Origin of the sequence: Legionella birminghamensis, assembly GCF_900452515.1 — a bacterium.
Lineage (GTDB): Bacteria > Pseudomonadota > Gammaproteobacteria > Legionellales > Legionellaceae > Legionella_C > Legionella_C birminghamensis.
In genome coordinates, this window is record NZ_UGNW01000001.1 from 2,765,511 (window position 1) to 2,789,120 (window position 23,610).

The window sequence follows — 23,610 nt, forward strand, 5'->3', positions numbered from 1 at the left end:
TACTAGGCGCCTTCAAGCCGTTAGTTTTGGAAATTATTCAATGACATCATTACCGCAGCGTATTTCTCTTGTATTTCTTCTCCTCTTTAATATTTCCACTCTGTTTGCTGAGCCGCAAAACCTTGGTCTTCTAAAAAACGAGCTGATTCACTATCATGATGATGGCGAGTATGAAAAAGAATTTAATACAGTAGTCTGTAAGGCACAACATTACATAGATAAACGCGCCGCTCAAAATAATCAGCGGGGAAACAAGCAGAAACTCGCTATTGTTCTCGATATCGATGAAACCAGTTTGAGCAACTACCGGTCTATGTCAGAACATAATTTCTCCATCACCAGAACTGGTTTTGCCCGGGAAATTTTAAAATCCAGAGGCGCCGTATTTGCCTCCATGCTGCAGCTTTTTCAAGATGCACAACGCCACAATATTACCGTTTTTTTTGTAAGCGGCCGCAATACCAGCGAACGCCAGGCCACCGAAAAAAATCTCCGTTCCGCAGGTTATAACAATTGGGGCGGTTTGTTTCTAAAACCCATGGATTATAAAGAGCCATCAATTATCCCATTTAAATCCGGTACGCGACAGGCAATAGAAGCCAAGGGGTATACGATTGTTGCGACTATTGGTGATCAATTCAGTGATTTAAAAGGCGGTTTTGCAGAAAAAGGATTTAAGCTGCCCAACCCTTATTATTATTTACCCTAGCAACGCTGATCCACGGTTCCGGGGAAAGACCACGGAACCCGTGAAGAATATCGCTTCACCCTGTTTATGCAAAATGCCAGGAGAAACGTGCAGCAACCCCCTGATCACGAACCTGATCAGAAAATTGGCCAAAATAGGCTAAGCTGAGCAACATGTTTTTCGAGAGGTGCTGGGCTTGTAAACTGGCATCCAATACCAAAGCATTCCTTGCAAGAGGAGTTCCATAAATGCTGAATGCTGCACTACCTGAGCTAAATGCAAGGTTGGTATTTGGTATTAAATTATCATAAGCATGCTGCCAGCCCAGAAAAAGCCGTTGACTGAGGTTGTAATTCGAGCCGGTATAAAGCAGACTTTTTTCTCGGGCACCAAGGGTTGAATAAGTCATATGCTGGCTAGCTTCCTGGGCATACAGACTTGCAGCACCGCCAGCTTCCCTTAAAGTATCAACCTCAGCATCCACGTAGGCAAGATTTGCTACCGGTTTAATTGACAGAGCATTTAAATCAAACAAATAACCTACTTCCCCAAAGACCTGCTTAGTACGAGCATCGGGGCTTGCATTTAAACGATTTGAGAACAGAGGAAACTCCACATTACGATAAGTATCCCCATCCTGCCAAGAATAGGATGCGGCAGCATTTAACGTGAACTGATTAATGCGGGTATATCCATACAGTCCCAGATGATAATTATCGATATCATTCTTTGAAAATCGCTTACTTACTCTGAAATCGGATTGACTGTAGCCGCCTAAAATACCTACCCCGCTTTGCTGGCCGATATGCGTATCCCCGCCGATAAAAATACCTTGGGTATCGCGCTTCATCTTTGCAGCATTCACATTACCATCAAGCCTTCCCCATGCGCCAAAAGCTTGTGTCCAAAAGTTGATACCGTTTATTTGTTGGGTATTGACGCCAGCAGGATTATCCAGATAAGTCCATAGGGCATCACGCACATAGCGGCTCTCATCGACGAGTGCCGCAACACTGGAAGCGTATATTTCACCACTTAAACGGTTTAATGCATCATTGATACTGACGCTATCGGGCAGATTAATCAGTGCATCATAGACTGGATTTCCTGCCCCCAAACTTTCCACACCTACCGCTGTATTCATTTGATTTGCAGTTTGTCCAAAAAAGGCAATCGGCGTCTGGTTTCGGAATATATCCAAATACACATTATTGGCATCATAGCTTAGTACCAGATCAATAAGCGGCATATTTTGGGTAAAATTGCTATAGGTACCCGTTAAACCGCCATCCGCAGTTAATAGTGTATAGTGCGTGGTGTTATAAAGGCCTGGTTCCTTAAGGACAAAAAGACCGGCACCAGGTTCCAGAGTGGCGGTTCCCAGTACATGAATAAAATCAGACTGACCCAGTGGATTTATTTCGGCTTCATAGACTGAACCCGCAGTCTGGGTATAATCCCCCGCGACAACAATAGTGCCAATAGAGTTACCAGGTGCGATTACCCCTTGTAGGATAGTTGATCCCGTAGTGACATTACCACTTAGTCGGCTGTTTGGCCCAACCAGCATATTCCCGCTAAGCCGGCCATTGACAGTTAGCTGACCATCCAGAACTTCAGTTGGTCCAGTGTATAGTTGATCTCCATTTAAAATCAAATGGCCTGAGCCCAGTTTGGTCAAGCCCCCTATTCCAGAGAAAACACTGTTAGCGACAACGGTAAATGCCTGGGAGTCCACAAACAGTCCTCCGGTAGCAATTACCAGCTCACCGGGGTTAAAACCACTGATGAAATTGGTCTGGTTCACCGTCGCTTGTAATATCCCCCCATCAAAAGTGGCGTTCACATTCTGTGAAAAGGCAGTCGTTAACTGGCCTGTCGATAATATACCCCGGCTGCCGGGAGTTCCTGAGATATTTAAATTAGCTTGCGTGGCAAATGAACCGACTTTAGTCGTACCGGCAATAACCAGGGCACCGTCAGAAATGTTTACTGTCCCCTTGGCAAGATCATTGCCGATTGATAAAGTATTCGTATTTAACCAAATTGAACCAGCACCTGAGATAGTAGCGATTCCAACACCGCCTTCAAACTGCCCCGCTCCTAAACCGCCAATTAAAGCAGTCGTGTCGGTCACCCTCCCCCCGTTCGTAATATTTAAAGTACCAGTTCCTCCAAAGGCTGAAAGACCTACGGTTAGCGTATTCGCATTGTTCCAGACAGCGTTTGCACCTACTACATTCACTACACCGGATCCAAATCGCTCAGCTATAATACTATCATTTGTAGTCAATATCCCGTCGCCAATATTCACTGTGCCATTACCGAAAGCACCTACACTAAGAAAATTACTGTTCAATGTCCCGTCGACAATATTCAATGTACCAGTACCGCCATAACCTACAGTCAGAAAATTACTGTTCCAGACACCCCCTGATGTTATTGACGCTGCACCAATACCTGTAGAAGATAGGCCTATCACCGCAGACTCGCTGTTCACTGTACCGCCATTAATCTGTAGTGAGGCAGCACCAAGGTTCCCTATTATCAAATCGTTAAATGATCCAGAATAACCAGTCGTTAAAGAACCCCCTGCATTCACTAAAAGAGTCGCTCCGCTATCCAAATTCAAGCCTTGAGCTGCTGCTGCATAATTAGTGATATCCACCGTAACTGCAGCATCGATTATGGCAAAATCAGTACTTGTCGGTTCAACTCCCCCAGTCCAGTTCGCATCATTTGACCATTGTCCATTACCTCCAATCCAAAACAGTGTGGCAAATAATGGCGTTAACGATGAAAACAAAGGGATGTCTTTTTGTGAATCATTATAGGAAGAAGCCAGAGGCAAGGGTGCATATGCAAATAAATTGGATGAAAGGCCTAACATAATAGGCAGAAGACCCAGCTTAATCCGGTGCAAATCCTTTCTGTGCATTATCATTCCTTTAACTAATTATTTGAATAATCGAATAAAATAACGCAATCAAGCGCTTTGAATCAAGCTGAAATTGCAAAAGATCAAGGCTTAATTAATTAATTCATAATATTTTTTAAAACCCGTTCAGGAGCTGATATTCTTGTGATTAGATAAAGCGAGCGTTGTTCATCATACTGGATATTAGCCCGCCAGTACTCGCGAAAATCAATTGTGTCCTGGCCATAAATGATTTTAATCAGCGGCTCATGGCCAATAAAATCCTCTGTGGAAAGTTGATCTAATTGTTCAATAGACATTTGCGAAAGGCTTTGGCCCAGTGTGGAATGGAAATGGGTATCTATCTTGTTAAAATGGCTGATAAAATCATCATAAAACGCTTCGAGTATCTCCCTGTGGTAGCAATACATGTAATTGGTTTGCCGGATGATATCCATTTGCACCCAGCAAACATCGAGTAACCGCAGGCATTCATTCAGCATGCAATCCACTCTGCTCATTAAATTACAATCCCCGCAGGCAATACAATACAGAATAAACGCCGCTTCTTCTTTAAACTGCGACCACAGGGCTGGGTCATTTATTAAATCTGGATTATTCCCTGCTTGTTGCTCAGCGATGAAATGAGCCATCTCAACGGTGTAAAGGTAGGTCCAGGTTAAAGCCTGTGCTTTGGTTAATTTTTCTCCCTGAAGATCAGGTAAATAAAGCGAGGGCTGAGTCATTCTGGCAAATAGCCGCTGTTCAATATTTTTAAGCTGGGGAAAGGAGATAGTGTTATCAGCATGGATAGTCGTTGACTGTAGTGAATATAGAGGGAATATAGCGCAGCGAACAAGCATTCGATAACACAATTCTGTCAGCTGCATCATGCATAAATGTTTGTCACTGAAAATAACTGGCTGCTTTCTTTTAAAAATTGGCCATTGCGTTAATAGAAGAGGGGCAATGATATGTCCAAATTCATTGCGATAAAGACTCGCTCCCTTTCTATTTAAATTCACTTCCCTAAGCATTCGAGACTTTATTTCCCCTAACTTCAGGGTACTCATTAGCATCGTTCTCCCTAAGCTTATCTATTAAGAATAGCTCATAGGGATGAGTATTGGACTTCTGTATTATATTTTTCTTTGGGCTTTCCTGATTTGTGATACCGGAATAAATACTTCATCATCGCGATGCCTCTCACCCTTCCATGAATGGCCGTAAACCACTTCATAGCTTAAAGGGTATTTATTGTTTTCCGTACAGAATGTCTGATAATTTTCTTCAAATTTTTTCCATGCTTTACAGCCGGTCAGTCCATGATTTCGCATTGGATTAATATTGCGTACACCCTGGCTTTTTAAATTGCTGACTAGCTGCGTGATGCTTTTATAGTGGACAGTGAGTAATTCCATATCGATGACCGGATCTAAAAACCCCTGACGCAGCAACTCGTCGCCGACATCATGCATATCGGCAAACTCATTTGTATGGGCATAGCTATCAGCCGAATTCCAGCTGCTGCGCAGTTCTTTAAAGGTATCTGGACCCAGCGTGGAAAACATCAGACAACCATTCACATTCATCACTCGATTCAATTCTTTAAAAACGGCCAGCGGGGGTTGCGACCAATGCACCACCTGGTTAGCAAAGACTAAATCAAAAACCCGATCAGCGAATGGCAGTTTCATCATATCAGCATTCACCAGCGGCCATTTACGCCACAGGCGCTGCTTTTGCCTGGCTTGTAGCAACATCCCATAAGCTAAATCAAGCCCGATAATCTGGGCATTTGGATACTTCTTTTTTAATTGCGCTGTAAAAAGACCCGTGCCGCTTCCTAAATCCAGCACATAGCGGGGTGTAATTTTTAAAAAAGATAAACGGTCAAATAAGCGCTGACCAATTTCATTTTGTATTTTGGCGGCCTGTTCATACTCGGCGGCATGACGATTAAAGGCATTGCAAACTTCTATATTCGGGTTCATTATGACTGCAAATGGAATGAATCCAGCTTTAGTTAAAAAAGAAGCGAAGTATAGCATTGCAAGTCACCCGGCAACAGGATTATCAAATGGAACGCTTAATTCAACGACTTCCTAAATGGAAAAATATATGGCAGCAATTTAAATTGCCTGCTGTTTGCAAGCTTTGTTCCCAATATCATGAGCAAAATCAGGCCATCTGCCGCAGCTGCATAACATTTTTCAAGAAAATTGAAGCCGCCTGCCGTATCTGTAAAATGCCCATTGGCAAACAATTTGATCTCTGTGGCAGCTGTATTAAGAAAAAGCCGCAATTTGATCAGATATTTACCGTTTATCGTTATGAAGAGCCGCTACGCAGCCTAATTCACGAATTTAAATACCGGGAGGCTTTTTATTTGTTACCCGTATTAGTCAGGCTACTGCTGGATGCCTTGCCGCCGGCATTAGAGAAACCCGACTGTATTATCCCTGTCCCCCTTTATTTTAAAAAGCTAAGACAGAGGGGTTTCAACCAGTCCGCCCTGCTCTCGCGTGAAATCGCCAGGCATCTGGAAGTCCCTTATGATTTTTCAATTTGCCATAAAATAAAAAATACTTCGCCACAGGCCCAGCTCAATCGAAAACAGCGGCAATCCAATCTGAACCACAGCTTTTCTGTGCAGGCCAATACCTACCGTCACGTGATGTTGATTGATGATTTGCTAACCACAGGCAGCACCGTCAACGAATTATCAAAAGGTCTAAAACGGAAAGGGGTTCAGCGAGTAGATGTCCTGTGCTGCGCAAGGACTATTGGCTAGCGGAGATAACGCTCGAGGTCATTCACTATTAACTGGACTAAAAACAGGAAAAAAGCAATCATTGCCAAACGATAAAGTAAAACTTCCAAGGCTATAGAAATCGGTTTTCCGCGAATTTTCTCCATAATCGCCAAAATGATGGAACCACCATCCAAACCAGGAATTGGAAATAAATTAACCAAACCTACCGCCAGACTTAAAGTCCCAATGAAATATAAAAATACCGCAACCCCCTGCTGGAGGGACAAAACTGAAGCAGTGAGCAAACCAATAGGCCCAAGCAGTACCGAAAAAGGTATTTTTCCAGTTATTAGCTGCTTTAAAATGATCAGAAAAAACCACAGCAATTGTTTTAGTTTAAAGCATGCAAAACCTGCTGCTTCAATAAAATCCTGGCCTGGAACTGTCTCGACATATTGTATGCCCTCTGCGGGCGTAATGCCGATTTCTGTCAGTAAATTCCCTTTAACCATTGGCAAAGCCTGGAGATTGAGCACATATTCCTGATGGTTGTTATTATTGTCCACCACCTTAATCGGTACGGCAGGATTATTTAAATTTTCAATCAGATACATGCCAACGTCTTGCCAGGACTGCGTTTTCTGGTGATCGACAGAGATAATTCTATCCCCGCTTTTCAGACCTGCTTGTTCCGCGAGGCCGCGGCTAATAATCTGTTTGACCACAGGAGTTTGTTGCTGATGATCCATTGAATAATACAGGAAGAATGCTGCCCAGGCTAAAGCCAGATTAACCAGGGATCCAGACAAGAGCACAATAATCCTTACCCCTATTGGCTTCTTATCAAAGCAATGAGGATAATCTTCAGGTTTTACCGGATGGATACGTGAATTTAACAGTTTGACATAGCCGCCTAATGGCCACATTGCCCATACCCACTCGCAATCTTTTCGCCGCCATCTGGCAATAGGCTTGCCGAAACCGATGGAGATAGTTTCAATTTTGATGCCAAAAAATCTTGCCGCTATTGCATGTCCTGCCTCATGTAAACCAACAACTAGCAACAACGTTAGAATAATTGCGAACAGAGCAATAAGCATCCCCTACTCCTGCTTTTTTGTATTATCAACAACCAATTGCAGTACCGGATGAGCGCGTCGGCCAGTCGATAATTCATGCCCCCTGCGGTACACCTCGAATATACGATAGGTTTGCATGGTTTCCGTGTCAACCAGTTCAACATCTTCACCCGCGTCATCCAGCAGGGTTACGGTCAGGTGCATTTCACGAAATTGCTCAATATGGTAACGCTCTTTAAACAATTTCAATACACTTAATAAACTCTCAGCGGCTTCCTCACTGTTATGCTTCCCTTGGAAAATAATATCCATTTGATGCTCCTTAAAGGACAGTAAGTCTATTTTTTAGCCCTTATTATTAGCATAGCGAATAATGCCAGGCTTTACAGCCAAACCTGCATTTGCCTCATGTTTATTAACGGCCAAATTCAAAATCACTTGAGTAGTTTGTAAATGAACCCTCTTTTAGTTTACAATTCCTAATTATTTTGCTTCTTTTGATAAATCTATGGTGTTTGTTGCCTGTGGGCTCAATCATAAAACTGCGCCGCTTAATGTACGTGAGAAATTAGCCGTACCGTCCGGTATTCAGGGTTCTGTATTGCATCGTCTCCTGTATTTACCTGCAGTTAATGAAGCGGCCATACTTTCCACCTGCAATCGCACCGAGTTTTACTGCGACACAGACGATCCTGGTTTACTGGTTCCCTGGATTGCCCGTGAACACCAGTTGCATACTGAAGAGTTGCAGCCTTATTTTTATCTTCACCATGGTGAAGAAGGTGTCCGGCATACTTTGAGGGTGGCAAGCGGTCTCGATTCGATGATGCTTGGCGAACCTCAGATCCTTGGTCAAATGAAGCAGGCTTATCAACAGGCCTGTGATGCGGGAACAGTCAAATCCAATCTTCGTTCTATTTTTGAGTACATTTTCAGTGCCAGCAAACGTATTCGCAGCCGCAGCGGTATTGGGACAAACCCAGTCTCCGTGGCTTATGCTGCGGTATTACTTATTGGGCAATTCTTTAAGAATCTTGAAAATTTGCGTGTTTTTTTGATTGGTTCAGGTGAGACCGCCTCTCTAGTCGCCAAATATTTACATAAAGAAGGAGTCCGGCAATTTCTTGTCGCCAGCCGCACTCCGGAAAATGCCAAGCAGTTGGCTGCTGCTTTTGCAGGTAAAGCATTAACGATAGGCGACATTCCCCAATATCTGGCTCAGGCAGATATTGTTATTTCGGCAACAGCCTGTCCCCTGCCCTTTATTAATAAAAGCCTGGTTGAGCATGCGCTATCCCAAAGAAGCCAGGCGCCTATGTTTTTTCTTGATCTGGCTGTTCCACGCGACATTGAAGCGGATGTTGCAGAAATACCTTCTGTACAGCTGTATAACGTTGATGATCTGCAGCTAATGATTGAGCATGGAATGAATGAGCGGCGAACAGCAGCACTGCAGGCAGAGCAGCTTATTGAATCCGAGCTGGATAATTATATTCGCTGGCACCGGTCCTTACGCGCTAAGGACATCATCTGCAGCTACCGCAACCAGATGGAGTCTCTTGCCCAACAGGAACTCGAACGCGCAATGCTTAATCTCTCATCAGGCCAGAACCAAAAGCAGGTTCTGGAGACCTTTTGTAACCGCATGCTAAACAAGCTGATTCATCAGCCCACCATCGGCTTAAGACAGGCGGCCTGGGATAATCGCCAGGATCTTCTTGATTTGGCGAAATATCTTTTCCACAATCCGGTAAATCAGTCCAGTTATGAAGAAATCTCTTGAATCCAAATTACAGCAGCTCCTGGAGCGCTTCCAGGAAGTTGGCCGTCTATTATCTGAAGCATCGGTGATCAGCGATCAGAATCAGTTTAAAAATCTATCCAAGGAATATGCCCAGCTTGAGCCCGTAGCCACCTGTTATGAAACGTATCAGAAGGCTCAGGAAAATTTACTGGCTCTGGAAGAGATGGCTAAGGGGGAAGATAAAGATCTGGCGGCGATGGCAGCTGAAGAAATTAATGCCGAAAAGCAGCAGATTGAAGAATTGGATGCCCAATTGCAAATTTATCTGATTCCCAAAGATCCGGATGACGAGCGAAATGTCTATCTCGAAGTCCGGGCAGGAACAGGAGGCGATGAGGCAGCGATTTTTGCAGGCGACTTATTCCGTATGTATAGCCGTTATGCTGAGACACAAGGCTGGCAGATGGAGATCATTAGCGCCAATCATGGAGAACATGGCGGATATAAGGAAATTATTGCGAGGATTTCCGGCGTTTCAGTGTATTCCCAGTTAAAATTTGAATCTGGCGCGCATCGCGTGCAGCGAGTCCCGGAAACAGAATCACAGGGACGGGTTCATACCTCTGCCTGTACCGTCGCTATCCTCCCGGAAGTCGATGAAATTGACGATATTGATATTAGTGCAGATGAACTGCGTATTGATACCTATCGCTCATCAGGCGCCGGGGGTCAGCACGTTAATAAAACTGACTCTGCGATTCGTATTACCCATCTACCCACAGGTCTTGTTGTAGAATGCCAGGATGAACGTTCCCAGCATAAAAACCGTGCCAAGGCGATGGCCCTTCTGAAAACCCGCCTATTGGATGCTGAACAAAGCAAACAGCGGCAGCAACAGGCACAGACAAGAAAGCTCCAGGTAGGAACAGGCGATCGCTCCGAAAGAATCCGTACTTACAATTTCCCGCAGGGTCGTCTTACTGATCACCGCATCAATCTAACCCTTTATCAGTTGAGTGATATTATCGAAGGCGATTTGACGCCTGTAGTTGATGCGCTGCAAAAAGAGCATCATGCTGAACTATTAGCTGAATTAAGCCGACATGACTAATATTAAAGAAGCCTTGTCAATAGCGGCAGCAGCCCTTGCCGGCTGCCATGATACAGCAAGAATGGACGCTGAGGTTTTACTGGCCTATACGCTGTCAAAGACAAGAACCTGGCTTTATACACATCCTGAACAACTGCTTAACGCACAGCAATGGGAGCAGTTTCAGCAGCTAATCAATGATCGCCAACTGGGGCGCCCTATCGCTTATCTGACGCAAATGCGCGAATTCTGGTCGCTGCCGTTAAAAGTTTCCGAAAGTACACTTATTCCCAGGCCTGAAACCGAGTTAATTGTTGAACTCTGTCTGCGTTTGCTGCCGCAGCAATTGGCGCTGCGCGTTGCTGACCTGGGAACAGGCAGCGGTGCAATTGCGCTGGCATTGGCTAAAGAACGCCCCAACTGGGAAATATATGCTTGCGACAATAGCAAGGACGCATTACAGGTTGCCATGGAAAATGCTGCCTCACTACAAATTAATAATATCCGTTTTATTCATTCGGATTGGTTTTCTGCCTTTTCTGAAGCGAAATTATTTCATGCAATTGTTTCCAATCCTCCTTATATTCCGCAGAACGATCCCCATCTGTCAGAGGGCGATTTGCGATTTGAGCCGCAAACGGCGCTTGCCAGCGGTGAAGACGGTTTAACGGCAATTCGGCATATCCTGCAACAGAGTATTGCTAGGCTTGAGCCAGACGGGCTATTATTAGTAGAGCATGGCTATGATCAAAAATCTGTTGTAGCGTCTATGATTAAAGATTATGGATATCAAAATATACAGTGCTGGAAGGACATACAAGGTCTGGACAGAGTAAGTGGAGGAAGGCTGCGAAAGGTTGATGAATGACTTAATTTTTGATATACCTAACGGCCTTAATTTTTGGTGCATTTACTAAAGGATGTAATAGTGGGAGGCCTCGATGCCGTTACAATTAATTGATACAAACAATGAGAGTACACTGAACGTGAAAAATGACGCCGTTGGCAGTATGGGAATAGCCCCCTATCAGGAAACTGAAGGGGAAGAGTACATGAACGAGAAGCAGCGGGCACATATTGAGAAAATATTGTTAGCCTGGATGAGATCTCTCATGGAAGAAGTGGATAGAACCGTTTCCCATATGAAGGAAGAGGCTGCAAACTTTGCCGATCCCAATGACAGAGCCAGTCAGGAAGAAGAATTCAGCCTGGAGCTGCGTACACGCGACCGGGAAAGAAAACTGATCAAAAAAATCGAGGATGCGTTGGAGCGCCTGCGTGACGAAGACTTCGGATATTGCGAGGCTTGCGGCGTAGAAATTGGTTTGCGACGTTTGGAAGCCCGCCCCACAGCCACCCTGTGCATCGATTGCAAAACCCTTTCTGAAATTAAAGAAAGGCAGAACCAGGGAAGTTAACCGGGCGCTACGCTCCGCGATAACTGTCTACTTACCGCGCTTTAAGCGCGGTATCCATAATTGTGACTAGTATAAGTTTGCGGTTTGCCTACAAGCCCTGAGAGTTCCTTACAAAGTAAGGGTAACTGTCTGATTTTATAAAAATGCTACGTACCGCGCATGAAGCGCGGTACGTAGGCACTGACAAGAAGTTTATATTTTTTGAGGATCGCTCAGGGACAAACCGCAGAACCTGGAGTTATGCCCTAATTAATTCTAATCAACAAATGTTTCAACAACCGCAAGATAACGCGCTACAGCGCCTTTATTCGCTTTTAAAACCTCGCTGGCATTCGACACCAATTTCTTTTTTTCTGGTTCATCTGCATGAAGTGCAATAATCTTGTCGACTAACTCTGATGCTGATTGCACAATAATCATGGCATCGGCTTCGAGCAAATCACGGCAAATCGTTTTAAAATTATGAACCTCTGGACCGCTAAATACAGGAGCGTTCATAGCAATTGGTTCAAGCACATTATGGCCGCCAATCGGAACAAAACTTCCCCCAACAAAAGCATAATCGCTTATCTGGTAAAAACCGAGCAATTCGCCCATGGAATCCAGAATAACTACATCTGACTCTGACGACAGTGTCTCTGGCTTACTTCTCAAACCAGTTTTAAATCCAGCTTGCTGGGCCAGCGCATAAACCTTTTGGAAGCGCTCGGGATGACGTGGGGCAAATAATGTTACTACATTCGGGATAGCAGCTTGCAGGCGCGCCAATTGCCCCAGTATTTGCTCTTCTTCATTATCGTGGGTACTGGCGACAATAACTACAGGTCTGTCCTGCCCCCAGGCAGCTTTTAGCTGCAAAAATAAATCACGGTTAATATCTTTAGTTTGCAGGTCAAACTTCATATTACCTATAGTTTGTACCAGCCCCTCTCTGGCTCCCAATTGCTGGAAGCGCTTACCATCATCGGCACTTTGAGCCAGGATCCAGGTAAACTGATTAATCACTGGCTGTATCAGCCATTTAATTTTCTGATATCCCTTACAGGATCTATCCGATAAACGAGCGTTAATCAGCATCAAAGGGATTTTGGCTGCATTGGCATAATGAATCAGATTAGGCCAGAGTTCAGTCTCGACAATAACACCGGCACGTGGTTTGACTGAAACAAAAAAGCGCTGTAATACATCGGGCAAATCATAGGGGATATAACGATGCTGGACTTTGTCGCCAAATTTTGTTTTTACCTGTTCAGCACCCGTCGGCGTCATGGTTGTGATCAGCAGACGCCAGTTTTTAGCAAGCATTTCATTAACAAGCGGTGTTACCGCGATGACCTCCCCTAATGAAACAGCATGTACCCATACATCAATATCAGGAACTGGTGGCATGCCAGCCCAGAAGCGTTCACCGATTCGCTCGCGGTAAGCGGGAATTTTTCTTCCCTTCCACCAAAGACGGAAAAGAAGCCAGGGAGTTAACAAGTACATGAAAAAGGAATAAATATAACGCATTAGAATTCCTGCAAAAAGGAGAAGTATATACTCATTACTCCTAATTTCAGAAACTGTTTAATACAATTGGCATATTGGCCACTTTGTAAGCTATCGCATTTAGCCATATAATAGTTAATAAAGTGTAAACAGCATTTCGAATGTCGTTTATCTTCCCAATTTATGAAATAATGAGTTAATCATCCGTAAAAGGGACTAATAATTGGTTTATCCAAGCAATCACTGCAGGCTTACATGAATCTTCGTCAGTACTTTACGACACATACATGGTGGGGAAAAATAATTGGCGGTTTCCTGGGATACCTTATGGGAGGCTCCATGGGTGCCCTCTTTGGTATTCTTATCGGCAATTTTTTCGATCGCGGCCTTGCCGAACATTTCTCCCGTCCACACTGGAGTTATTACAGCGAAAAGAGAAAGGCAATCCAGCAAATATTTTTTCAGACAACCTTCTCAGTCATGGGACATATTGCCAAAGCGGATGGCAGGGTTTCCGAGGAAGAAATTCAGGTTGCCCGCCAGTTAATGAATGAAATGCGCCTGAATAATGAACAACAGGAATTAGCCAAGCGGTTGTTTAATGAGGGTAAAAGCGCGCAGTTTGATCTTGCCAGCACACTGTCCACACTTCAGGATACCTGTCGAATTAATCCCGAACTTTTAAAATTATTTATGGACATCCAGTACCGTGTTGCCAAAGCGGGTGGATTAACCGAGTCAAAGATCCAAGCTTTGGATAATATTTTTCGAAAAATGGGCTTTGCCCCGCTAAGACAGCAATATCGGTTTTATGAAGATTACATTTTCGGCGGTGCTTACTCCACTGCTGATTATTCGCAACGCTCAAATCGTCGTTCCTCCTCTTATTCTTCTTCTGGTTCACATCAGCAAAGAGATAATTACAACTATCAACCCCCTAACAGCCTGATGCATGCCTATGCAATTCTTGAGGTCAGCCCCAATGCCAGCAAACAGGAAGTAAAGAAGGCATACCGAAAATTAATTAGCCGAAATCACCCCGATAAATTGATTGCCCAAGGCTTACCTGAAGAAATGATTAAGATTGCCAATGAAAAAACGCAGAAAATCACGAAAGCCTACGAGGAGATTTGTGCTAGTAAGGGATGGTAGGCGACTAACCCTGCTTTTCAACGGCCTCCTCGCCATTGCGAACAACGTTCCTCGTCATTGCGAACGAAGTGAAGCAAGCCTCAATGCCTCTCAGCAGAGCCCATGCTCGCAAAGACGATGTACAGGCATTATCAATTACAAGGGGGATTTTGCCCTTTCTATGGCTTGCAAATGACTCATCCAGCCATTTAAGTAATTGCTTAACAGAGGAGTGGAATAGTCATAGTCATGGCTGCCCCCAGGTATCTGCAGGATTTTGGAGGGTGGTTTCCTATCCAATTGCTGTTGAAACTGTCGTACATTTTGTTTCACCGCCTCATAATCAAACTGTCCATAGATCTCATAAACCGGGAAACGCAAAATGCCTCCAGGCCCTTTTTCCTTCTGCGGCAAAGGTTTGCTTTGGAAAGCTGAAAGCAGGATTAATCCATTCACTTGCTTGGACTGAGGTTTGAAGAAATAGTCCAGACTAAGTTCAACCTCATCGCCATAATGAATCATTATCAACCGTTTACTCGAATGCTGCCGCAAAGTGGACATTACTTCAGGCAATTGCTCAAGCCAAGGTGTTTTTACCTGAGGATCACTATTCAAAAGAACCACAGACCAGCCTGATGCCGCCAACTCGGCAGCCAAGCGCTTTGAAAACGCTGAACCACCGGCAGGTTTCCCCCCCTGCAAAAGAATAATACCGCCTTTGCCCGGAGTGTGCGGAGCCTCCCAGAAAGGAAGTGTAATTTGCTCCTGATTGACACTAATTTTTATATCGCCTGCAGCAAACAAAAGCGATTCCTGAGCAATATATAACAGAAGTAGATAAAAAAAACGGAAGAGCATAGCGTTCTCTTTCGTATAAGATAACTAATTCAATGCAAGAATTTTGCCTAAACTTGTGCAAACAAAGCTTATCAAATACCCGCGGCGTCAACTATATGAATCCCCGCGGCAAAAGACCGCGGGGCCACGAAGCCTATTTAGAATATCGGTTTTGCTAATTTAAGGATAATGTTTGAAAGACTTGTTCCTAACTGCTTTTAATTGCTATTTCGGTAACATTGGATTCATCTGAAGAGCATGTTCCGCCACAGACTTGGGCCCCGCGGTCGCAGCCGCGGGGATTCGAAGAGAATCTTGCCGCGGGGATTCGGAGAGAATCTTGCCGCGGGAATTCGGAGTGAATCTTGCCGCGGGAATTCGGAGTGAATTAAGACTCAGCCCTCTTCCGAATTCGAATTACCGAAAGAAATATCGGCTTCTTTAAGCAGACGATAAGCCGTTTCTGCCATGATTTGATGGGCCGGAGCGGTGGGATGAACCGGATCAAAAAACAGAAACCCTTCACAGGAATCCTGTTCGCTGTTTAAGTGAACGCGTGAAGCAATTTCCAGGACTGATTTCTGGCTAGGTTTCTCAATCATTACATCGTAACAGGTTTGATCTACATTGTTGAAACCATAGCGGGCAGGATCAGCAAAGATATTGTTTAACAATTCATTCACATCATAGAATATCCACTGAACCTTAGGATATTCGGCCTTCAATTCACGCATAGTATTAGCTAAGGCAGCATTGTGCTGTCGGCAAAATTCGCTGAGAATGTCTTCAGCTTCAAAATCCTTGGCTGCTGGAGCTTTACCTAAATCGGGTAAGTTGAATACCAGAATATGACGCGCACCCTTGTCAGCCAGTTGCCGCAAACCGTTAGCAATGCCTTTATTTACCCGCGCTACCGTTTCATTAACATCCTCTGGCACGCCGAGATAATTATTCGCGCCAATCCAAACCACATATAAATTATTCTTTTCTGCCTGATGGTGGGTTAGAAAATAGCTTTCAATTTCACTGCGCAGGGTAAAAAGCACCCCGCCGTCATCTTCTTCGGAAACACCAGCACCGCCAAAAGCATAATCCTTCAAATGGCTGTTTGGGTTTTTCTTGTAATAGAGCGCCAGTAAGCGTTCAACCCAAAGCGGACCATTCGTGAACCGACCCTCATAATAAGGAGGCGACTGCGGCAATTGATGGTGCATATATTCATAAAGATTGCCGTTATCCGAAAGACTGTCGCCAAAAACGACGATATCTTTTAATGCTGCCGCATTCACTGCAGTGGACAAAAACAAAGCACATAAGGTCAGTAATACTTTCATTTAAAGCCTTAATTCATTGTATTTTATAAAAAACAACGAATTATAGTATGGAACTGTCTGACAATCAATTTAATTTACAATAAGTCAACTATTCGAGCATTTATTGACAATTATGGATGGTTGCTGAGCCATGACCATCGACTGGGAATAACAGGCATGGATCTTGAATACAGATTACTCCAGACCATTAATCAATGGATTTACCATGAGAACAAATAGTAAATTAATCAAAATATTTCCGTTGGCTTTATATGCGTTAATTTCCTTTTGCCACAGCAGCTTATTGTGGTTCTAAACTGATGCAGAAAGTATTTGCATTTATTGCTTGAACTTTTGCAATTTTCTTCACAATATAGTTAGCAAAGCTTCCAAGTGATAAATGCCATGCTCGAATCAGAATATGAAAACAGGCTGGAATTTTTTAGACAAAGCATATTGGCCCTTCCTACCACCGAACTGAAATATCACTTGTTTTTATTGCTGACAGCTATTGAGCAGACGAATACCCAACAGACCAGAGATATCCTGGCCGTTTCTATCGACTTGACCCTGCAGTGCCAGCAGTTTTTAATCCTCAAACAAAATTCGCCCGAACTCAGGAATCAAATTCATCTGGTTAATAAACGGTATGATAGCCTCGCCAGACTCATTAATAAATACGACAGCAATTTTGTTTTTTACCCCCACCTGTTGACCATTGGCTGTGCCATACTGGCGATAATAACGGGCATATTCTTCGCTATCCTGGGTGGAGTTACCGGATTAGCTACTGGAATAATGAATCAACAAAACCCATTAAAGTTTTTTGCTTTGGGACTTTTAGTGGGCCTGTGCATGGGGGGTGCCATTGGAAACCGTGCACCGGAGTATATTCTGGAAACCCCTCTCATCAGGCAACTCCGATTTGCATTGCGGGGTTTGACTGAAAATTTAAGACACCTAAGCACTAGTAAAAAATCTTTCCATGAATATCTGGACGATGTATTGGAAGAGTTGCTAAAGAAGAATTTCGATGGAAACCAAGAAAAACTGGAGCAATTCCTGCAATCCAGGACATCCTACCAGGTAGCCACACACCCCGCACAATTTGTTAGTAAAAAGTTAAAAGGCTATGTGGGACAACATGCATTCATTATTATTGACATTCCCAATAGAAAACCTTTTACCCTGGAATTTGCCACCTCCCCTTCAAAAACGGATAAAAAACCAAAGCAATGCATCACGCAGGAAACGACTGGGCAAACCATCGCTGAAATGATGGCCTTACACCGAAAAATGCAGGAAACGCATGCCTGCACTTATCACTATATGGCGAATAAGATGAAACCGGGAGAGATCGACTGCCTGGCTTATGTGTTGAAATTAACCGATGGCGTCAATCAGCCCAGACCCAATATACAACGTTTCTATCAACAAAACCGCGTTGGCAATTTCCTCGCATTTTTCATTAACAAGCTCAGTACATTTACTGAAGAGCAGCAACAAAGGAGCAGTCTCCTGGCTGCACCACCGTCCCATGAGCCCAAGTGAGTAAAGAAGAATACCTGAAAACCAGTTTAACAGCCGTTATTCTGCTGTTAATTGGATTTAATGCCGTTTATTCCTTAATAAACTGCTGGAATTTTGTGACGGACGATGCGTTTATCAGTTGGCGATATGCCGAGCATCTGGCACAGGGGAAAGGCCTTCTGTGGTCATTCAATCAGCCTCCAGTTGAGGGCTATTCCAATTTTAGCTGGTTATTGCTTGCTTTTTTATTTATCAAACTGGGCCTTCCATTAATTCCAGCAATGAAAATATTCGCGACGGCCTGTCTTTTTCTTTCGTTTTACTTTCTTTACCGTTGTGCTCGAGTCTTCAGTAACCCGCTATACGCGCTACTCAGTGTTTATCTCTTTTCCTGCTACAAGGGACTCTACTGGTGGACAGTGAGCGGGCTGGAAACCAGTCTGTTCGTTGCGCTGGCTTTACTGCTTACTTACTTATTGCTGACAAAATTAAAAAAAGGAAACGGTGTATGGATTTGTATTAGCCTTCTTTTTTTATCTCTGACAAGGTTCGAAGGGATCCTCTGGCTATTATTCGCCGGTCTTTACATTATTTGCCGCCGTTATAATAACCCTTCTGATAAACCGCATACTGCCTTTTGGAAATCTGTATTAATTAGTTTTGTACTGCCTTATTTAATCTATTCTTTATGGCGGATTGCCTATTTTGGCCAGCTGCTGCCAAACAGTTACCTCTGCAAATCGGTAGGCAGTTTTTATCCATCAATTGCCTCTTTTTATCATTTTCTCCTTATTCATGACTACCTGGCAATCAGCTTCCCATTCATCATTCTGGGCCTCCCCTTTTTATTTGCCAGATACGATTGCCGTAACATGCTGTTATGGCTGCCCTCTTTAACCTATGCTGTATTACTTTGGGATGCCAATCCGATTATTGCCCATTATAACCGTCTCTTTCTGCCTGCCTTTGCATTAATTTGCGTATTGCCTCCTCTGGGCATTCAAGAGTTTCTCAACTATTTCTCGTTAAACAATACGCTGAAAATGGTCTTGTGCTTTATTACAGTGTTATTGCTTGCCCATTTCAGCATACCGGGCATAAACGAAACTCAAACACAGAAAGAACTGCTCCATTATCAGCAGCGCAGTGATCTTCGAATGAGGGTTAGTCAGATGATTAACCACCAGGCGCAGAGAAATGCTCGCATCCTGGTCTCTGATTGTGGAATTATTCCTTATTTTGGCCGGCCTGATTTAGATTATATTGACAGTGAATGTTTGAATAATCGGCAAATGACACAGCACAGTTCGCTTGAGAATTATGCATTAACGTTAGTACGTCATCCTCCAGACTGGATTATCTATTCTGTTAATGAATGGAATCAGGCAAATGATCTGATGGAGATACTCATCCAACAGCAATTTTTAAAAAAATATCAACTAATAGCGGTGTATCCTTTATATGCAAGAAAGCCCAACGGCCAATTAGTTGCTGATTTCACCTATCGTATTTATAAACGATTACCATTAACGGCTTGAATTATAAGGAGTATCATGGCCATTACACGCGAGGAATTTCTGGGTCAGTTTTATTATCACCTGCTTTCAATTCTTGACAGCCCAAGCAAAAGAAGTATCGCTGCAAACAATTTTCAAAGCTCGGATGATAAGAAGCGTTTCATGTACACTGAACGCTTTGGTATCACACATTGGCGTGAAGAACATGCTCTCACGCTCACGGCAGCAGTAGCAGAAGCGTTGACTAAAACACTTGAATCCTACTTATCTGAACCACCAGAGGAATTGTATAACTATCAGGAAGAAATAAGGAATAAATCCATTCGCGAGTTGGCCAATCCTATCAACTCAGCAAACCCTTTAGCGGTGTTGCGTGTAAAGATCAGGCCGCTTGCAGCGGTGCGGGCAAAAGATGAAGCTTCACAGCTTAGTAATTATGCGCTTCTCGGGGGAGGAATTTTGGCTTTGGGTGTTTTGGGAGCAGCCGCTTTACTTAATACAAATCCGCCGAAACCCTGAGATGGTGTCAATGTATGAGATGGGCCCCGCGGTCGATGCCGCGGGGATACGGGGAGTGCGCATCCCCCGCGTAGAGTCTATATTCACGCGGCGATTTGGAATGGCTTCGAATCCCGCCCGCCGCAGACCAACGAATCCCCGCGGCATCGACCGCGGAGCCCAGGGATTTACACTACCCCTAAAGACGTAAGCTTCAATTGACGTCCACAAACCCAGGCTTTATTTAAATCCTGGAAAACTTCCTTGGACATCCCTTGAGGCAGGCGGACAGTGGAATGATCGTCATGAATTTTAAGACCGGTAATATAACGGCTTTGCAGACCTGCTTCGTTAGCAATCGCCCCGACAATATTACCTGGCTTGACGCCATGAACACGGCCAACATCAATTCGGAATAATTCCTGCTGATGGTTATCCCCAAACTCTCGCTTATCTTTTCGACCTGGTTTTTTCTCAGAATCGAATCGATCACCACGGCGGCGGTCGCCCCCTTTGGAACCTCTTGGTTCACTGTCGCGATCACGGCTGCGTCTTTCTTTACCAGAATCAGCTTTAAATTTTGGCAACTCCTGCTGCCAGGGTTTATCCTGATTGAGCAGCAATGCCAGAATCGCAGCAACGTCAACAGGCGATACATCGTTCTGAGCCAGATAATTTTGCACTATTGCCTTGTAGGCAGGCAAATGCTGATGTTCCAGACGAGCGGTGATATTATCCATAAACCGCTGCTGACGGGCCTGTTGAATGGCATGATCATTAGGCACATTCACTTTCTCAATGCGCTGGCGGGTATGCCGTTCAATCGTATTGAGAATTCTTGACTCTCTGGGAGTAACAAATAAGATAGTCACCCCGCTGCGTCCAGCCCGTCCGGTTCTGCCGATACGATGAACATAGGTTTCGCAGTCATGGGGAACATCGTAGTTGATCACATGAGTGACTCGATCAACATCCAGACCACGGGCTGCAACATCAGTGGCCACCAGAACATCTATAGCCCCCTGGCGAAACTGGGCAATAATCCGCTCCCTTAGTGCCTGAGTGATGTCCCCATGGATAGCCATTGCCCGATATCCTTGTTGTTGCAAGGACTCAGCCACTTCTTCAGTACTGCTTTTGGTACGGACAAAAACAATAACGCCCTGATAATCTTCAACGGCTAGAATTCGATGCAATGCATCCGGTTTCTGACCCTGGGACGCGAAAATAAAGCGTTGTTCGATACTCTTTACTGTTGCTGTTTCTGAACGGATTTCAATAGAAACCGGGTTGTTCAGATAATTATTAGCAATCTGGCGAATCCGGTAAGGCATTGTTGCGGAGAATAAAGCCATTTGCTTTTCTTCAGGCAATTTGGACAAAATCGTTTCCACGTCTTCAATAAAGCCCATACGCAGCATTTCATCGGCTTCATCAAGCACAAAGGTTTTTAATTGATTCAGTTGAAGCGTACCTCTGTCAATATGATCGAGGATACGACCCGGTGTTCCAACAACCACCTGCGCACCATCTTTCAGTTGCTTCAATTGCCGGCGATAATCCTGGCCTCCGCATAAAACGGAAATCGTCAGGCCATGGAGATTTGAACTAAGTGTAGAAAATTGTTCGGCCACCTGAATTGCCAGTTCACGGGTAGGCGCCAGAACCAGGGCCTGAGTCGCAGAGGATTTCAGGTTCAGTTTCTGTAAAATAGGTAAAGCAAAAGCAGCCGTCTTGCCAGTACCGGTCTGAGCCTGGGCAATAACGTCCTGTCCCTCCAACAAGCAGGGAATTGTCTTCGCCTGAACGGGTGAGGGGGTTTGAAATTGCATTTCAGACAGGGCTTTTAGAATAGCCTGAGACAGTCCAAGAGATGCAAAACTTGTTGAATCATTTGTCATAGAACTTCCAATATAAAGCGAAACCAGCAAAAAACGGTTTAAGTTATATAAAATTTGCTCACTATAATAGCAAAATATACAGGATTATGCACGAATTATATTTTTAATACTGATTTATTTTCTTAATTCACTGTTAATTTTTTGCTGTTATACTTATTGAATAAATACAGTTACCACCGGGATTTATATGGCTGTGAAAGACGTTGCTTCAAAAGTGGGCTCTGCAGTGACTACCGCAGGTAAAGCGGTCCTCGACAATGTTCCGATTGATCTGATCCCCTTTGGCAGGAAGACTTTAGGTACTGAGGCACGCATGGACTTGTTTGGGGCCGATGCGATGCATAAGCAGTTCAAAGCCTATGAGAGCAGTGCCAAAGGACCTGATGAGGTAAAACTGGGAAGCGGGACACCCTTCGATGCCTATGAAAAAGGCAAGATGAAGAACACCGATGGTTTTGCTGCAATTAAAACACCGGATGAAAAAGAGAATTTTGGCAAAAAAATTAATCAGGATACTGACGAAGCCCGGGCGGTCAAAAAAGCGCTTGACGATATTCTGGTTACTGATGAGAAAACAACCAAGGCCCAACAAGGCTATGCAGACAAAGTAACCAGTTTAAATAATCTTTTACACAGCAAACAACCCCGTTATCGCGTTGAAACAGTTGCCAGCAACCTTCAGGAAGCGAATGCGGCCGCAAAAAATGCTATCGCGGATCAGCATAAACAGGAAAAAGATAAACTGGAAACCCTGTTTAAAGACGACGGCTTTAAGCAAAATCTTAAAAAAACAATGGGGCTGGATACTGACACCCAGCTCGAAAGCTTCAAGAAAGAAATGGAAGCAGCACTGGATAAATCCCAGAAAGATGCGCTTGGAAAGTTTGAAAGCTCCGTTAAAGATGAAGTTAAAAATTTACATACACAGGCTGAGAATGAACGTCGCCGCGTTGCCTGGCTGGCAACTATGTGGCACAACTCCAATGCCATGCAGAAAGAAATCGCCCGTGTTGCTGAAAAAAATAAACAAGATCTCATTGCTGCAGGCAAGTTGGCAGCTAATCCAACAGGCATTTCAGTCAATGTTGACGGCACAGGCGGCTTGGCCATTTTTGAAAATGTCAAAATCGAAGATTTACAATATATGGAAGGCATTACCGGGCTTGAGATGAAAAATCTGGGCAGCGGTAAATACTCCATGGAATTCCCTCAATACGGCTTCCTGTATTACAACAGCCGACACGAGAATGTGCTTTATGATTTGACCACCATGGCTTCTGCAGTCTATGCAACCGGTAACAGCACGATCAAAATGTCCGTGAAGCATAAAGACCAGGAATGGGCAATGGAAATGGGTAGAAAAGCATTTGAAGCCTGCCTGCGTGCTGGCTTTGAAGAAGGAACGACCCCTGACCCCAAAGACCCGAACAAGACCATATCCAATATCAAAATTGAAGTGAATGGCGAAGTAAAAACGGCTGAGGAATTATTTAAAGGAAAGCCCGAGCGTCTGGCAGAAATTAAACGCGTCGCAGCTGAGCAGGCTGCAAAACGGAAAAATTACATTGATAACCCAATCAGTAAAACAACGGACTCCAATGCGTTTAAGGCAGCGCTACAAGCTGACATACAGAAAGTAGAAACCGAGCGGGCTGAAAAAGAGGCAAAAGCAGGCGGCCCGGCACCCAAATAAACGTATTT

20 protein-coding genes are annotated in these 23,610 nt (G+C 44.1%); 11 read left to right on the plus strand and 9 right to left on the minus strand.

Annotation, left to right across the window (positions count from 1 at the left end):
* Window positions 1–40 precede the first annotated feature (40 nt).
* Window positions 41–709, plus strand: a complete 669-nt coding sequence (locus DYH42_RS11735; RefSeq protein WP_058522990.1) for an HAD family acid phosphatase — start codon at window positions 41–43, stop codon at window positions 707–709.
* A gap of 64 nt (window positions 710–773) precedes the next feature.
* Here the strand turns inward: DYH42_RS11735 and DYH42_RS11740 are convergent, their stop codons facing one another.
* The 3 genes from DYH42_RS11740 to bioC all read right to left on the minus strand — a co-directional run bounded on the left by DYH42_RS11740 (window position 774) and on the right by bioC (window position 5,599).
* Window positions 774–3,626, minus strand: a complete 2,853-nt coding sequence (locus tag DYH42_RS11740) for an autotransporter outer membrane beta-barrel domain-containing protein (protein ID WP_058522989.1) — start codon at window positions 3,624–3,626, stop codon at window positions 774–776.
* 98 nt (window positions 3,627–3,724) lie between these two features.
* On the minus strand, window positions 3,725–4,678 hold the full coding sequence (locus tag DYH42_RS11745) for a hypothetical protein (RefSeq protein WP_058522988.1): 954 nt from the start codon (window positions 4,676–4,678) through the stop codon (window positions 3,725–3,727).
* A 66-nt stretch (window positions 4,679–4,744) separates the two neighbouring features.
* Entirely contained in the window at window positions 4,745–5,599 is an 855-nt protein-coding gene (gene bioC / locus DYH42_RS11750) for a malonyl-ACP O-methyltransferase BioC (RefSeq protein ID WP_058523017.1), read from the minus strand.
* Window positions 5,600–5,685: 86 nt separating this feature from the next.
* On the opposite strand from bioC, the gene DYH42_RS11755 reads away from it, so the two are divergent.
* A complete protein-coding gene (locus tag DYH42_RS11755; protein WP_115317064.1) occupies window positions 5,686–6,399 on the plus strand; it encodes a ComF family protein in 714 nt (237 codons plus the stop codon).
* Here DYH42_RS11755 and DYH42_RS11760 read toward each other — a convergent pair.
* Together DYH42_RS11760 and DYH42_RS11765 are read right to left on the minus strand one after the other, a co-directional pair.
* Window positions 6,396–7,460: a M50 family metallopeptidase gene (locus DYH42_RS11760; RefSeq protein ID WP_058522987.1), complete on the minus strand. Its 1,065-nt coding sequence runs from the start codon at window positions 7,458–7,460 to the stop codon at window positions 6,396–6,398. The two genes, DYH42_RS11755 and DYH42_RS11760, sit on opposite strands and share 4 nt — an antisense overlap.
* A 3-nt stretch (window positions 7,461–7,463) precedes the next feature.
* The gene (locus DYH42_RS11765; protein WP_058522986.1) at window positions 7,464–7,751 is read right to left on the minus strand and encodes a hypothetical protein; all 288 of its coding nucleotides are present in this window, start codon (window positions 7,749–7,751) and stop codon (window positions 7,464–7,466) included.
* Between the two features lie 196 nt (window positions 7,752–7,947).
* Between DYH42_RS11765 and hemA the strand changes: the two genes are divergently transcribed.
* The 4 genes from hemA to dksA all read left to right on the plus strand — a co-directional run bounded on the left by hemA (window position 7,948) and on the right by dksA (window position 11,691).
* Window positions 7,948–9,222 carry a glutamyl-tRNA reductase gene (gene hemA / locus DYH42_RS11770; RefSeq protein WP_058522985.1) on the plus strand — a complete coding sequence of 425 codons (1,275 nt, stop codon included), beginning with the start codon at window positions 7,948–7,950 and terminating at the stop codon, window positions 9,220–9,222.
* Window positions 9,206–10,294 (plus strand): peptide chain release factor 1, encoded by a 1,089-nt coding sequence (gene prfA, locus DYH42_RS11775; RefSeq protein WP_058522984.1) that lies wholly within the window; start codon window positions 9,206–9,208, stop codon window positions 10,292–10,294. The genes hemA and prfA overlap by 17 nt, the downstream gene beginning before the upstream one ends.
* A complete protein-coding gene (gene prmC, locus DYH42_RS11780; RefSeq protein WP_083503077.1) occupies window positions 10,287–11,141 on the plus strand; it encodes a peptide chain release factor N(5)-glutamine methyltransferase in 855 nt (284 codons plus the stop codon). The genes prfA and prmC overlap by 8 nt, the downstream gene beginning before the upstream one ends.
* A gap of 73 nt (window positions 11,142–11,214) precedes the next feature.
* Window positions 11,215–11,691: an RNA polymerase-binding protein DksA gene (gene dksA / locus DYH42_RS11785; protein WP_058522983.1), complete on the plus strand. Its 477-nt coding sequence runs from the start codon at window positions 11,215–11,217 to the stop codon at window positions 11,689–11,691.
* Window positions 11,692–11,946: 255 nt separating this feature from the next.
* Here dksA and waaA read toward each other — a convergent pair whose 3' ends face one another.
* Complete coding sequence (gene waaA, locus DYH42_RS11790; protein ID WP_058522982.1) at window positions 11,947–13,203, minus strand: lipid IV(A) 3-deoxy-D-manno-octulosonic acid transferase; 1,257 nt, start codon at window positions 13,201–13,203, stop codon at window positions 11,947–11,949.
* Window positions 13,204–13,437: 234 nt separating this feature from the next.
* Here waaA and djlA point away from each other — a divergent pair, with 234 nt between their 5' ends.
* Entirely contained in the window at window positions 13,438–14,334 is an 897-nt protein-coding gene (gene djlA / locus DYH42_RS11795; protein WP_058522981.1) for a co-chaperone DjlA, read from the plus strand.
* A 135-nt stretch (window positions 14,335–14,469) separates the two neighbouring features.
* Here djlA and DYH42_RS11800 read toward each other — a convergent pair whose 3' ends face one another.
* Window positions 14,470–15,171, minus strand: a complete 702-nt coding sequence (locus DYH42_RS11800) for a hypothetical protein (protein WP_058522980.1) — start codon at window positions 15,169–15,171, stop codon at window positions 14,470–14,472.
* A 374-nt stretch (window positions 15,172–15,545) separates the two neighbouring features.
* Window positions 15,546–16,484, minus strand: a complete 939-nt coding sequence (gene plaA / locus DYH42_RS11805) for a GDSL family lysophospholipase PlaA (RefSeq protein ID WP_058522979.1) — start codon at window positions 16,482–16,484, stop codon at window positions 15,546–15,548.
* Between the two features lie 384 nt (window positions 16,485–16,868).
* Here plaA and DYH42_RS11810 point away from each other — a divergent pair, with 384 nt between their 5' ends.
* The 3 genes from DYH42_RS11810 to DYH42_RS11820 are packed head-to-tail and all read left to right on the plus strand — an operon-like array spanning window position 16,869 to window position 20,029.
* Window positions 16,869–18,014 (plus strand): hypothetical protein, encoded by a 1,146-nt coding sequence (locus tag DYH42_RS11810; RefSeq protein ID WP_058522978.1) that lies wholly within the window; start codon window positions 16,869–16,871, stop codon window positions 18,012–18,014.
* Entirely contained in the window at window positions 18,011–19,531 is a 1,521-nt protein-coding gene (locus tag DYH42_RS11815) for a hypothetical protein (RefSeq protein WP_058522977.1), read from the plus strand. The genes DYH42_RS11810 and DYH42_RS11815 overlap by 4 nt, the downstream gene beginning before the upstream one ends.
* Before the next feature lie 15 nt (window positions 19,532–19,546).
* Window positions 19,547–20,029 carry a hypothetical protein gene (locus DYH42_RS11820; protein WP_058522976.1) on the plus strand — a complete coding sequence of 161 codons (483 nt, stop codon included), beginning with the start codon at window positions 19,547–19,549 and terminating at the stop codon, window positions 20,027–20,029.
* Window positions 20,030–20,196: 167 nt separating this feature from the next.
* On the opposite strand, the gene DYH42_RS11825 is transcribed toward DYH42_RS11820, so the two are convergent.
* Window positions 20,197–21,909 carry a DEAD/DEAH box helicase gene (locus tag DYH42_RS11825; protein ID WP_058522975.1) on the minus strand — a complete coding sequence of 571 codons (1,713 nt, stop codon included), beginning with the start codon at window positions 21,907–21,909 and terminating at the stop codon, window positions 20,197–20,199.
* A gap of 187 nt (window positions 21,910–22,096) precedes the next feature.
* On the opposite strand from DYH42_RS11825, the gene DYH42_RS11830 reads away from it, so the two are divergent.
* Window positions 22,097–23,602: a hypothetical protein gene (locus DYH42_RS11830; protein WP_058522974.1), complete on the plus strand. Its 1,506-nt coding sequence runs from the start codon at window positions 22,097–22,099 to the stop codon at window positions 23,600–23,602.
* Window positions 23,603–23,610 lie beyond the last annotated feature (8 nt).